A 13,323-nucleotide genomic window follows, 5' to 3' on the forward strand; every position below is an offset into this window, starting at 1 on the left:
CGCAGAATGCGATCCACGCTTGGCGTGGATCTACGGGGCCAGTGGCGCCGGGTGGATACGCCCGGCGCTGCCTGGCGCTACTTCCTGATGCGGGCCAGCGTCCCCGGCGTCCAACGCAGCGTCCAGGTGTAGTTTCCGTCCGGCGGACAGACGTGGCGGAAATCGCGGGGAATTTCGCAGACCGTTGCGCCCGCGGTAACGGTGAAGGCAACGATGATCCGGTTGCCATCGATTCGGATCGACTGCACCGCGCCCGGAATCTGGATGCCGGCATCATCGCCATAACCTGATTCCCGGATGGCCGCGAAATCCTCGGCATCCACCCGCGACAGGCTCTTCGGGTTCTCCTTGCCGCGTGGATCGTCCGCCGTCAGCGCCGTCATCACCGCCACCACATTGCTCTGCGCGAAGCTGCCACCTGTGTAGGTCGACGTGTAGAAGTACACAACTTCGGAACGACCATCACCATCGAGATCGGCAACACCCGTCCACACCGGGCGGAAGTCCGATTCGATATCGTCACCGGGAATACGCCGCAGACTGGCTTCGGCGGCCCGGTAGGCCTGTACCAGGCTGGGTGGCGGCACCACCCGCTTGGACGCGGCCTGCGCAGCCACCGCCGTCAAACTGGACAGCGCCAGCGCAGCAAGCGGCATGCAGATCGAAGTGAAGCGGAACATCGCGGGTCCGTGCATGTCGTCCTCCTTGAGCGTGCGGCCAGTCTAACCGCAGCTCTGGTGGCGCCCAGTCGTGCACGGCGCAGTGTCGCGCGATGTGCGGAAGGCATCCACGCATGGCGTGGATCTACTGGGGTGTGTGCAATTCCATCGCGCGCATCACGATGGGCTTGGCCCAGCCGGGCGTGTGCAGCAGGTCGGCTACCGCAATCGGGTACTGCAGTTCGCCTGCAGCCATGGCCAATACCGGCAGCGGCACCACGCAGCCCTGCGCGTCGGCCGGCGCGCTGTTGTCGTAGACATGCAGCTCGGCCAGGTACGGCAGCAGCTCCAGCAGGTTCGCGCGCGCCGAATCGAAACGCGCGTGGATCTTCTCCACCGGAATGTCGTGGCCACCGGCGGCCACCCGCGCGGCAACGCGGGCGATGTGCAGCTCGACATCGGCCAGCCCACAGAACCAGATCGCCACCTGATGCCGTTCGCAGGCCTCACGCAGCAGGCGCGGAATGGTGTTGCCGCCGAGCGTGGTCTCGAAGGCGAAGTCGGTGCCATCGGCCATCGCCTGGCGCAGGCGGCGGGTGCCTTCCTGCCAGGCCTCGGCGTTGGCCTCCGGCAATGGCCAGCCGGCGTCGACCAGGCGGCGGGTGAAGGAATCCGGGTTGAACCAGCTCAGCCCTTCGGCGTCCAGCCAGGTGCCCAGCAACGAACTCTTGCCGGCGCCATTGACACCGGCCAACGCCAGGATGCGTCCCATCGATCAGAGCGGGCGGCCGAGGGTGACCTTGCGGCCGCGCCGGATCGGCTGGCCCAGCACCTTGCCCAGACCTTCCCCGCGTTGCAGCCCGGCCAGGGTCTGGTCGAACTCGCTGCGCAGGCGCTGCAGTTCCTCGTTGCGCTCACCGGCGTCGCCGCCAGCGGCCTTGGCCAGCAGTTCCTGGTAGGTGCGGATGTCCACGATCACCGCTTCCGGGTGGTTGTGGTTGGTGATGACCAGCGCCTGCTTTTCGCGCACGGTGCGCATCAGGCTCGGCCAGCCCCGGGTCTTCACCGACGAGGCCGGGGCCTTCTCGAGGCCAGGCAGATCCAGCGGCAGGGTCATGGCACGGCTCCGGGCAGGGTGGATGAGGACCACTATACCCAATTTGGCCAAATTGGGGATAAATCCCCTTTCAACCCGGGGGCCCGGTGTCCGGCGCGTCGGTCTGCAGCAGGCTGTCGCGCTCGCGCAGCGGGAAGCGGATCCAGGCGTCCAGCCCCTGCGAGGCAAAGCGCAGCTCGCCACTGCCGGCCAGCTCATAGGGCACCCGCTGCTCGATCAGGACCCGGCCCAGGCCACGCTGGCGCGGCATCTCCCAGCCCGCCACCTCGGCATGGCGCTCGCACCAGTGCAGGCCCAGCCACGGCTGCCCGTCCTGCACCTGCAGGTGCCAGCAGACGTCGATCCGGCCATCCTCGTGGGTGAGCGCGCCATGCCGGAGCGCGTTGGTGGCCAGCTCATGGATGGCCAGCGACAGCACCTCGGCCGCCTTCGGTGGCAACAGCACATCCTCACCCTGCAGGTGATAGGCGGCCGCCGCCGGCGTCTGTGCCGCAATCTCCTCGTCGAGCATGCCGCGCAGGCAGACTCCTACATTGGCGCCGCGGGTCAGCAGGCTCTGCGTGCGCGCCAGTGACATCAACCGCGCACACAGGCGCTCGGCATACTCGTCCACGCTGCTGACCGATACACGGGTGCGCCAGGCAATGGCATGGATGGTGGACATGATGTTGCGGACCCGATGCTGCAGCTCGGCCAGCAGCACCGACTGGCGCTCGGCGGCACGCTTGAGATCGTCGATGTCCACGGCGATCGCAAACACACCCGTCACCTCGCCATCGGCATCGCGCAGCGGCGCGGCCGCGACCCGTGTCCAGCGGGCGCGACCGTCCTCATGCAGGTACTGGAACTCCAGCCCAGGCACCACGGTTTCACCGCGCATCGCACGGGCAATGGCGAAATCTTCCGGCCCAACGGTCGAACCGTCCGCATGCCAGCCACGCCAGCGATGCAGGTTTTCCGCATCGGTCGAGGGCACCTTGCCACTGGGCAGGTAGGCGCGCATCTGGTCGTTGGACAACAGCATGCGGCCGTCCAGATCGACGATGCACAGGCCCACCGGCAGCATCCTGAAGGCCAGCTCCAGGCGCCGTTCGCTCTCGCGCCGCCGCTGCTCCTCGCGCTCGCGTGCAACCAATGCCAGATGCGCGGCAGTGGTCTCGAACATCGTCACCAGCACGCCGTTGATGCGCCCCTCCTCGCCGCGGATCGGGCTGTAGGTGATGGTGAACCAGATGTCCTCCAGCCGCCCCCGCCGGACCAGCGGATACAGCTTGTCCTCGAAGGTGAGCGTCTCGCCCTGCCAGACCCGGGTATAGAGCGGCCCGTTGATGTGCCAGACCTCGGGCCAGCACTCGCGGGTCGGCTGGCCGAGTCCGCCCGGATGCTTGTCGGCCAGGATCTCGGCATAGCCGTCGTTGTAGAGCTGCACCAGCTGCTCGCCCCACAGCACGATCATCGGAAAACCGTGGGCCAGCATCAGGTCGACGGTGGCGCGCAGGTGCGGCGGCCATCGTTCAATCGCGCCCAACGGGGTGGACGCCCAGTCATGGCGGGCGATGCGGGCGGCCATGCCATCCAGGCGCGCCTGCAGGCGAGGCGCCGGCGGCATGGAACCCCGCGAGGCGGCGGCCTGGAGGCCTTCAATGCGGCGCGACATGCCGCGCAATCAGGCGATGCCCGCAGGGGCCTGCGGCGTCGCCACCAGTTCGGCCAGCTGCTGGACCAGCGCCTCGATGTGGTAGGGCTTGGTGCAGCGGGGCGTGCAGGCGAAGCGGCTGGGTAGATTGTCGTCGTAGCCGGAGGTCAGCATGAACGGCGTGCCGGCCTCGGCCAGGCGATCGGCCAGCGGGTAGACCTGCTCGCCGCCCAGGTTGATATCCAGCAGCGCCACATCGATGGGATTGTCATCCACCAGCCGGCCGAGCGCCTGCAGGTCTCCGGCCGGCCCCACCACCTGCGCGCCCTTCAGCTCCAGGTAGTCCACCAGGAACATCGCGATGGCGAATTCATCCTCCGCCACCAGCACTCTCAGCCCTTTCAGGCCCTCAGGTTTGTTGCCCGCTTCCAGCACGACCCGCGCTCCTCGATACACGCGGCCCACCTCTGCCGCAACGACCGCAGGATGCGCGAACCGGGCTACAAGGGCGCGTGATGATCGATGAAGATCACGGCCACGGCGCATTCACCCCGGCATGCAGCGGCACGTTCAGAACGCGCGCTCCCATTTCAGGCTGAGCAGGCTGCGGTCGTGGCTGTACAGCCAGCCGACGTTGCTGTCGATGCGGGCGTAGCGCAGGCTCAGGCTGGGCACCAGCCCAGCCACGGCCAGACGCTCGCTGCGCACGATGGCGATCAGGTTCTGTTCGTCGTCCTGCCTGCGCGCCTCCAGCAGCGGACTCCAGGCGTCGTAGTCGCGATGGCGCAGCGACACGAATACGGTGGCCGTGGTGCCACTCCACTGCCGTGCCGCACCCAGCCGCAGGCCGCGCTGGCGGTAGCCGTTGGCCGGGTCGGCTGCGCTGCTGTCGGTGACATCCAGCCCGGCGAAGACCGTCCAGCGCGGATTGAGCGCGCGGAACCAGGTGGCATACAGCGATGCCAGCTCGCCGTCGTAGTTGCTGGCCAGGCCCTGCTGTCGATACCGCTGGCGCTTCCAGTCGGCCTCCAGCCTGAGCAGGCTGCGTGCATCCAGGGCGTACTGCCATTCGCCGTGCACGCCACTACCGCCCTGCAGCGCATGGTTGCCCAGGCCCTGGTAGTCATAGCTGGGGGCCAGCATCACGGTCTGCCGTGCGCTGCGCCAGCTGTAACCCGCCTGCACGTTGGCATTGAGCTCGTTGTAGGCACTGTGCCCGCGCCATGCCTGACCGAAGGCGAGACCGCGCACGTACAGACCATGATGGCCGGCCAACGCCCAGCGCCGTTCCAGGTTGGCGTCGTAGTCCAGGCCGGTGGCGCGCTGCGCTTCGGGCAGCGTGCGTTCGATCAGGCAGGTGTCGCCGACACCGAACAGGCAGGTGCGGCTGGCCGAACTGCGGTTGATGTTGTCGCTCCATGCAGGGCCGGCGGACAACGCGCCTTTCCAGCGCTGGCGCGCCTGCAGGGCACCCAGGTAGCCGTCCACGCGCGCGCGGACGCCGGCCGTGGCCGGATCATCGGCATTGATGCCCGCAGCGATGGCCGTGAACAACGTGACCGCATCGCGATCGCGCTGGTCTTCCGCATAGACACGCGCCAGCTCGAGGCGGGCCGGCAGGAAATCCGGCTGCGCCGCCAGCAGCGCTTCGTACTCCTTCGCCGCGCGACGATGGTCGCCGGCCACCCGTGCCAGCGCCCCCTGTGCATAGTGGCGCAGCAGGGGGTCATGCCCCGGCAGTTCGATGTACTCCGCGAGGAAGGCAGCGGCGGCCTGCCATTGCTGATGCTGCAGTGACAGGTAGAGGGCCTGGCCGAGATCATCGACGGTGCGCTCCACGCGCAATGTCTGGCCGTCGATGGTGATGGTCGGCCGCTCCGACTCGGCCTGCTGCAGGCGCTGCTGGTCCTGCTGCTGGTGGCGCAGTTCGGTGCCCTGTTCAAGCACGCGTCGAAGATCGTCCTGCTGGGCGCGCACATCAGCGGCAGCCAACAGCAGTACGACAAGGAAAATGGAATGGCGCATGGTCGATCCGTGGTGGTGCATGCAGCGGGCCGAAGCAGGGACTGGCGGATCGCGGCTTGTCCCTGCCCTGCCCCGTCAGGGGCGTGGCGATCAGTTCTTGCTGCCGCCGAAGGCGGTGTCGTACTGGCTGTTGCCGGCGAACGTGGCGATGCCGGCCAGGGTGGCGGCGTTGGCGCCGAAGAACTGGCCCTGGGTGGCACCGGCAACGGTGCCGTTGGCGGTGGCGGTACCGGCGAACGAGGCGTTGGCGCTGTTGATGTTGGCGTTGACGTTGATCGCCAGGCCACCACCGGTCAGGCCGCCGAGCAGCTTGCCGCTGCCGAAGTCCGCACGGAAGGTGCCGGACAGCAGGTTGCTGCCGTTGAACTTGTTCAGGCCCGCGACGCTGTAGGTGGCTACGCCAGCCGGCAGCGTGGTGCCGGCACGGTCACCGACGAAGTAGACCTGGCGGTTGTTGAAGCCACCGGCGGCGCCATCCTTGGACCACTCGCCGAACCACACGTCACCACTGCCAACCTTGACGAAGTTGAAGTGGCCCATGCCGGCATGGCTGCCCGGTGCGCCGGTGATCGGCATGGCCAGCGTGCGCACGGCGGTGCCATTGACGGTGGTGGTGCCCGAGTACAGGCTCAGGCCCTGGAAATCGACCGGCTTGGCGTTGGAGACGGTGCCGACGCCGATACCGGCCTTGCCTGCCTGGTGCGGGCCACCGTTGACCTGCGATTCGCCGACGGCGACGTACAGCTCGGCGTCGGTCACCGGGCTGGCCGCACCGACGATGTCAGCGGCATGCGCGGCGCCGGCCAGGGCAAAGGTGGCAGCAACGGCGAGAACCGAACGGGAGATCATCTTCATGGTATTGCTCCTTGGGTTGTGGGAACTACGGGTACAACGCTTGAAAGCGGGAGGTCAGAAGCGCGCGGTGATGCCGAGCTTGAGCGTGCGGCCCGGCGCCGGCAGCGTGGAGCGCGTGGCCGGGTCGACGTAGTAGCGGTTGCCGAGGTTGCTGCCCACCAGCTCGACGCTGGCGTGCTCGTTGAAGCGCCAGCGCGCGTATGCATCGACGGTTGTGATGTTGCCCCAGGTGAACGGCACGTTCTGCCACAGCAGGCTGCTGCCACCTGCCAGCAACCGGTCGCGGTAGGCCTGTAGATCGGGGTTTTCGTGGCGCTGGTAGTGCACGATGCGGCTGCCCAGTTCCAACCGTTCATCGAACAGGCGCGTACCGAGCGACAGGTTCACCGACAACTTCGGAATCGCCTGGGTCAGCAGGTAGCCACTGACGAAACCGTCCTGCACGCAGTTCGGCACCAGGCCACGGTTGGCATCCAGCAGCACGGCCGTGCTTTCGTCGCACACCTCGTTTTCCAGCGTGCGCGAAATACCCAGGTCGGTGAAGAAGCGCCGGTTGTCGAAGCGCGCCTGCAGCTCGATGCCGCGGATGGTCTGCTTGTCGATGTTGTCGAACAGGAAGTAGGCGTCGCGCTCGATTACGTTGCGGGTCTTGTGCACGTAATAGGCCAGCTTGACGTCGGCATCGGCGGTGTTTCCGAACAGGCCCGACAGGTTGTGTACGTAGCCCAGCTCGTAGTTGTAGGCATGCTCGGGCTTGAGCGTGTACAGCGGATTGAGGCTACTGGAGAAAGCGATGGTGCTTTCGAACATGCTGGGGAAGCGCACTGCTTCGCTGTAGCGCAGGTAGACGCGCGCGGCCTTGGACAGGTTCACCGTGGCCGAGAAAGTGGGCAACCACGCGTGATCGCGGCGGCGGTCATTGCGCCCATCCACCGGCCGCGACTGCATGGTGTTGCCGATATTGCAGACCAGGTCGCTGCCGGGGTAGATCGGCAGCACGCCAGGTATGCCCGCCACCACGCCGTTGAGACAGGGGTTGGTCGCACGGGCATAGTTGCCATTGGCATCGGGCAACCACGGAAGCCGGTGTTCCACCGCCTGCGGCGTCTCGTAGTACGCCAGCAGACCATGCAGTGCATCGTCAATCACCGAACCCATGCCGATGCTCTCCCAGAACTCGCGTTCGGCCTCCAGTGCATCGATCTCCGCCTGCAGGCTGGCCGGCCGCTCGGGCAGCTCATTGGTCCGGTAGGTGGCCTCCTTGCTGCCCACGCCCTTGGTCAGCAGCTCCGGGTGGGCCTGCAGGAAGTCGTCGAACGCCCAGTAACGGCTGTAGCGCACGCCGGCGTTGAGGGTCAGGAAATCGACCGGACGCCATTCGAGGTTGAGATAGCCTTCGCCCTCCTGGCGCCGGCCAGCACGCGGAAACATGCGCCATCCATCGGTCGTGCCGAAGTACGGGTCGCGAGAACCCAGCTTCTCGTACTGCCAGTTGCCGCCCACGGTCAGGTCCAGCGTGGAATGCAGCGCGAAGCGGTTGCTCAGGGTCAGCCCGGTACGGTCATTGCGCGCATTGGCCAGTGCGGTGTTGCGCAGGATCGGGCTGACCCCGGGATTCCACGCCGGATTACCCGGTGCGAAATTGGGAAACCCACCGGCGGTGTAGGTATCGCTGTCCGTCTCGGTGCGCCACAGGTTGGCGTACAGATCAAGCCAACGGCTGCCGGCCGGCTGGAAGCGGTACTCGAGGTTCCACGCATCGGAATCGACCCGACTGAGCGGCCACTGGATGCGCCCATAGTCCGGCGCCGACAGGATGCGCGACGGCATGATCTCGCCATAGTGCGACAGCGTGCGCCGCCAGGTGGCCTTCAACTGCTGGTCGTCGTTGATCTGCCAGCTCCCCTTGACCAGCCACGATTCCTGTTCGCTGGACGTATTGGGCACCTCATCGCCCGGCTTGAAGTAGCGCGCCAGCGTGGTGATGTAGTCGATGCCCTGGTACTCGAACTGCTCGCGCGGGTCCTGGTCGTAGTAGCCGCTGCCCTTGCTGCCGGAGAAGTAGTTGCCGCGCTTGCGCCAGGCATAGGCGGCCATCAGGTCGACGTTGTCGCCACGCACGCCCAGCGCCAGGCGCCAGGCCTGGTCTTCGCCATCGAAGGGGTTGTTGCCACTGCGCGACTTCACCGGCACCACCAGGGTGCGGTCGTCGTAGGGCGAGTTCGGCGAGCCCTGCGGGAACCCCGGCACCGTGCGGTAATCCTCGCCGGTGTGCAGGCGAGGCAGGCGCGGCGCCACCGCATTGCTGCTGCCTTCAATCTTCAGCTCCCCGCCGAAGCGCTCACCCGCTTCCACGATGTCATCGACGTCGATGGTCTTGATCACCAGCGCACCACCGATCCCGCTGCGCACATCGCGCACCAGCCCTGGCCCCTTGATGACCTGGATGCCACCAATCAGGTTGGGATCGATGTAGTTGCGGTTGCTGACGCCGTTGTAGCCGCGCCAGACCGTGAGCGCCTGCTCGCCACCGTCGATGCTGACCGGCACCCGCCCCGGCCCCTGGATGCCGCGGATGTTGATGTCCAGCGCGCCGCTGTTGCGCGCATCGCCACTGAACACACCGACCAGATCCTTGACCACGTCGGCCGGGTTGGAGCCGCGGTAGCGCTCCACCCGGTCGCGCCCCGAATACGCCGTGGTCAGGTCCAGCGCGAACACATCATCGTAGCCGCGCCGATCGCGGGCCTCGCCCCCTTCCGACTGCAGGCGACCGGCCACGTCCAGTGTTTCGGTCACCCGCACCCCTTCCCCTTCCCCCGCCTCCGCTGCGGCGCGCAGGCTCCAGGTGCCATCCATGCCGCGCTGCGCACGCACGCCACTGCCGCGCAGCAGCTGTTGCAGGGCCTGCATCTGGCTGTACTCGCCGCTCACCGCGCTGGAACGGCGACCTTCCACCAGATCACTGCGGAACACCACCTGCACATCGGCCTGGCGGCCAAAGGCACGCACAGCATCAGCAAGGGGCTGTTCCGGGATGGTGTACTGGCGCAGCGGCGCGACGATCGCCGGTTGCGCCTGCACGACCGGCACCCAGGCCAGCGGCAGCAATGCAGAGGAGATGGCCAGGGCCAGGACGGTAGCGCGACGGTGACAGGCGGATGCCGTGGACGGCATGGACAGGAACTCCTCAAGCGGGGCGGGACCATGGGCACGTCCGGTGCCCGGTGGTGTGTCTGGCTTGAGGAGAAACGCTGTTTCGCTCTGGCTATACCTCTATAGACAGCGGGGTGCGACGACTGCCCACGGTTTTTTCATGTTTTTTCATGCGGTTGGTTCATCCATGTTCCGCAGGTGCTTCACCACACCAGCAACGCACCACCGGGTAAGCGCTGAACCCGCAGTCCCGCCTGCGCGGCCACGGCGTCGATGGCCGTTTCCGGTTGCTGCAGATGGAACAGGCCACTGACCCGCACGCGTGCGCCCTGCCCGCCCAACACCCAGACCGGGGCGCGCCGGTAGCGGCCGAGATCGGCGATGGCCTGCGCGGCGGGCAGATCGTCGATCGCCACCTCACCGCGACGCCACGGCGCCATCGCCTCCGGCGCGGCCTGCTGCAGCGGCTGCAGCCAGTGCCCGTCACGGAACGCGCGCAGCTGCCCAGCTCGCAGGCGCTGCACGTTGCCATCGCCCGGGTGCACATCGACCACGCCCTCGCTGACTTCGGTGGTGATCGTGGCGCCCTGCATCGACACGCTGAACGCCGTACCGATATCGCGGATCAGGCCACCGCCGGCCTCGACCTGGAACGGTCGCTGCTCATGCGCCACCTGGAACCAGGCCTGCCCGCGCAGCAGGCGCACGCGCCGCTGCTGGCCATCGAACGCGAGTGCCAGCGCGCTGCCGGCATCGAGTACCGCCGTGCTGCCGTCGTCCAGCTGCACAACGCGCGGCGCATCGCTGCTGCGCACGTCGCTGCGCGCCAGCAGCAACGCGTGCGGTGCGGCCGCGACCAGCAGCACCGCGGCCGCGGCCGAAGCCAGCAGCCACGGCAGGCGGCGGCGCGGTGCGAACGGTCGCAGCCCCTGCCGATCTGCGGTCAGCTCTGGCAGCGCGGCCAGCACCTCCGGCCCGGCAGCGTCCAACCGCTGCCAGAAGACCTGCTGCTGGCGCCAGGCCAGCGCATGGCGAGGGTCGGCCTGCAGCCAGCGCTGCAGGGCTCGTTGCTGGCGTTCCGGCAGCGGGCCTGCACTGCACCGGATCACCCAGCGCAACGCCTGCCTGGCCTGACGCGGCGAGGGTTCGGACGTGGTCATGGTTGTGGCCTGCCGCACCACGAACGGGTGCGCTTTCCTGTTGTGACAACGGCGGGCGCGATCTGCCCACGGTAATCGCCGCTCATCGACGCATTCCCTGCTGCTGTTGCTGGATCAGCAGCGCTGCGCGCAGCACATGCTTGCCGACCAGGCTCTTGGAGATTCCCAGGCGCGTGGCGATTTCACGCTCACTCAAACCCAGGTAGCGGTTGAGCACGAAGCACTCGCGCACCTGGGCCGGCAGGGCCAGGATGGTCTGGGTGATCTCGCGCAGCTGCGCCTGGTCCAGTGCCTGCGCCTCGCCATCACGGCTTGCCTCGGCCATGTCGACGGCGTACTCGGCCATGGCACGGCGTTCGCGGGCGTCGGCCTGGCTGCGGTTGAGCGCGTGGTGATAGGCCATCCGGTACAGATAGCCGCGCGGCTCCAGGATGGGCGGATCGCCGGGCACGCTGCTGGCCTTCAGGTACAGGTTCTGCAGGGTGTCCTCGGTACTGGCCGGGTCGAGATAGCGCGCGATGAAGCGAGACAACGCGCGGCGCTCGCGGATCAGCAGCTCGACCAGCGCCAGGGCATTGGGAGACATAGGTGCCAAGGCCGGACCGGGGAATGATGGGCGTGATGGCGACGGTCCGAGCCCGGATTGTAGGCGCCCCGCCGCGATACCGCACCCCTGTTCAGCGATGTCGCCAGGAGCAGGACCTTCGGCCTATGAAGATTTCGTGAAGACGATGCTATGTTATATCGTCACATTTACAGCGACCCCTTCCCATGTCCCGTTCCGCCCCTGCCCGCCGGCTGCCCGGTGCGATCCTCCTTGCCCTGGCGCCCGCACTGGCAGCAGCGGCCGACGCCCCTTCGGAGCTGGACCCGGTCGTGGTGACCGCCACCGCCACCGACCGCCTGGCCAGCGACGCACCCGCCTCCATCAGCGTGATCACCCGCGAACAGATCCAGCTGCGGCCGGTACTGGACCTTGCCGACGCACTGCGCGGCAGCCCAGGCGTCACCGTGGCCGGAGTTGGCTTCGGTCGTCGTGGCATCCGCATCCGCGGCATGGACCCGGGTTATACGCTGGTGCTGCTGGACGGCCAGCGCGTGAGTGCGTCAGCCGATGCCATCGCCCATTCGGACTTTGACCTGGGCTGGCTGCCGGCTGCGGCGATTGAACGCATCGAGGTGGTACGCGGCCCGATGTCCTCGCTGTACGGTTCGGAGGCGCTGGGCGGCGTGGTCAACGTGATCAGCCGCCGCGCAACCGACGACTGGCAGGGCAACCTGGTCTACAACGCCGGCGTGGTCGGCGGTGACCGCGGCGGCAACACTGCCCAGGCCGGCTTCTACGCCGGTGGCGCACTGCTGCCCGGCACGCTGGGCCTGAGCGTGTTTGCCGAACACCGGCAGAAGGACGCTACCCGCGATCCAACCGACGACCGCCTGAACGAACAGGAGGGACGCCGTGCCAACACCGGCCGCGCGGTACTGACCTGGACCCCGGACGCACACCAGCGCATCGACCTGTCGCACCTGCAGGGCAGCGAGGAGCGTCGTCGCCATGCGCTGCAGGCCGGCGCCGCACCCTACGTCTACGAGACCATCGATGACATCCGTCGCCGCCAGACCACGCTGAGCCACCAGGGCGAGTGGGACTGGGGGCAAACCCGGGTGAGTGCCTACCGTGCCACGCTGGACCGCGACAACCGTCGCGACCGCGGCGAGGCCTCGCGTCCACAGCAGCTGACCGACCAGATCGTCGATGCGCGCGCCACCGTTGCGCTGGGTGCACGCCACCGCGTCAGCGTCGGCAGCGAATGGCGGCGCCAGGAACTGGACGACGCGGCCGGCGCGCGCAGTGGTCACCTGCAATCGGACCAGAGCGCGCTGTTCGTGCAGGACGAGATCCAGGTCAGCGACACGCTGTCACTGGTGTTCGGCAGCCGCGGCGACCGCCATCCCGAGTTCGGCTGGCACCACAGCCCGCGTGCGTATGCGGTGTGGCATGCCACCGAAGCGCTGACGATCAAGGGCGGCATCGGCAGCGGCTTCAAGGCGCCGAGCCTGAAGCAGCTGTCGCCGGAGTACTCCGCGGTGGGCGGCGGTGGGCGTTTCACCATTGTCGGCAACCCACAGTTGAAGCCGGAGCAGAACACCAGTGCCGAACTGTCGGTAGCCTGGCAGCAGCAGCGCTGGTCCTTGCAGGCGACAGCCTTCCAGAACGAGCTCAAGGACCTGATCCAGACCACCTGCGTGCGCGCCTGTGGCGTGCGCGGCCGCGAACTGCGCAACTACACCAACGTGGCCCGGGCCCGCATCCGTGGCCTTGAGCTGGCCGGAACCGCGCCAATCAGCGAGCACCTGTCCTTCGAGGCGAACTGGAGCTGGCTGGACCCGCGTGACCGCCAGACCGACCTGTGGCTGCCGGAACGCCCGCGCCGCAGTGGCGCCACCGCATTGAACTGGCAGCGCGGACCGCTGCAGGCCGCCGTGCGCGGCGAGTACATCGGCCCGCAGCAGCAGGTGGCCGGCAGCAGCCAGGTGACCCTGCCCGACTACTGGCTGTGGTCGCTGGATGCACGCTGGCGCGTGACCGCGGCGGTAAGCGTGGTGGCCGGCATCGACAACCTGGCCGACAAGCGCCTGGACGAAACCGGCGCGCTGTACCCCTATCCGGAAACCGGCCGCTACGTGCATGCCGGCATCGAACTGGCGTTCTGA

General features: G+C 67.7%; 11 protein-coding genes. 1 reads left to right on the top strand and 10 read right to left on the bottom strand.

The features are described 5' to 3' along the window. Nucleotides 1-77: 77 nt before the first annotated feature. From EGM71_RS11210 to EGM71_RS11255, 10 genes are all read right to left on the bottom strand, one after another. Complete coding sequence (locus EGM71_RS11210; RefSeq protein ID WP_188484988.1) at nt 78-695, bottom strand: hypothetical protein; 618 nt, start codon at nt 693-695, stop codon at nt 78-80. A 109-nt stretch (nt 696-804) separates the two neighbouring features. Next, nucleotides 805-1,431: an AAA family ATPase gene (locus EGM71_RS11215; RefSeq protein ID WP_188484989.1), complete on the bottom strand. Its 627-nt coding sequence runs from the start codon at nt 1,429-1,431 to the stop codon at nt 805-807. Between the two features lie 3 nt (nt 1,432-1,434). Continuing rightward, nucleotides 1,435-1,776, bottom strand: a complete 342-nt coding sequence (locus tag EGM71_RS11220) for a type II toxin-antitoxin system prevent-host-death family antitoxin (protein ID WP_014037381.1) — start codon at nt 1,774-1,776, stop codon at nt 1,435-1,437. 70 nt (nt 1,777-1,846) lie between these two features. Continuing rightward, nucleotides 1,847-3,433: a sensor histidine kinase gene (locus EGM71_RS11225; RefSeq protein ID WP_188484990.1), complete on the bottom strand. Its 1,587-nt coding sequence runs from the start codon at nt 3,431-3,433 to the stop codon at nt 1,847-1,849. Nucleotides 3,434-3,442: 9 nt separating this feature from the next. Further along, nucleotides 3,443-3,847 carry a response regulator gene (locus EGM71_RS11230; RefSeq protein WP_188489821.1) on the bottom strand — a complete coding sequence of 135 codons (405 nt, stop codon included), beginning with the start codon at nt 3,845-3,847 and terminating at the stop codon, nt 3,443-3,445. A 135-nt stretch (nt 3,848-3,982) separates the two neighbouring features. Beyond that, nucleotides 3,983-5,437 (bottom strand): porin family protein, encoded by a 1,455-nt coding sequence (locus EGM71_RS11235; RefSeq protein ID WP_188484991.1) that lies wholly within the window; start codon nt 5,435-5,437, stop codon nt 3,983-3,985. Nucleotides 5,438-5,527: 90 nt separating this feature from the next. Then, nucleotides 5,528-6,292 carry a Slam-dependent surface lipoprotein gene (locus EGM71_RS11240; protein WP_188484992.1) on the bottom strand — a complete coding sequence of 255 codons (765 nt, stop codon included), beginning with the start codon at nt 6,290-6,292 and terminating at the stop codon, nt 5,528-5,530. A 54-nt stretch (nt 6,293-6,346) separates the two neighbouring features. Then, a complete protein-coding gene (locus EGM71_RS11245; protein WP_188484993.1) occupies nt 6,347-9,469 on the bottom strand; it encodes a TonB-dependent receptor in 3,123 nt (1,040 codons plus the stop codon). Between the two features lie 182 nt (nt 9,470-9,651). Then, nucleotides 9,652-10,608 (bottom strand): FecR family protein, encoded by a 957-nt coding sequence (locus EGM71_RS11250; RefSeq protein ID WP_188484994.1) that lies wholly within the window; start codon nt 10,606-10,608, stop codon nt 9,652-9,654. An 82-nt stretch (nt 10,609-10,690) separates the two neighbouring features. Beyond that, complete coding sequence (locus EGM71_RS11255; RefSeq protein WP_188484995.1) at nt 10,691-11,194, bottom strand: RNA polymerase sigma factor; 504 nt, start codon at nt 11,192-11,194, stop codon at nt 10,691-10,693. Between the two features lie 185 nt (nt 11,195-11,379). On the opposite strand from EGM71_RS11255, the gene EGM71_RS11260 reads away from it, so the two are divergent. After that, nucleotides 11,380-13,323 (top strand): TonB-dependent receptor domain-containing protein, encoded by a 1,944-nt coding sequence (locus EGM71_RS11260; protein WP_188484996.1) that lies wholly within the window; start codon nt 11,380-11,382, stop codon nt 13,321-13,323.

Origin of the sequence: Stenotrophomonas maltophilia, assembly GCF_006970445.1 — a bacterium.
Classification (GTDB): Bacteria; Pseudomonadota; Gammaproteobacteria; order Xanthomonadales; family Xanthomonadaceae; genus Stenotrophomonas; species Stenotrophomonas maltophilia_AU.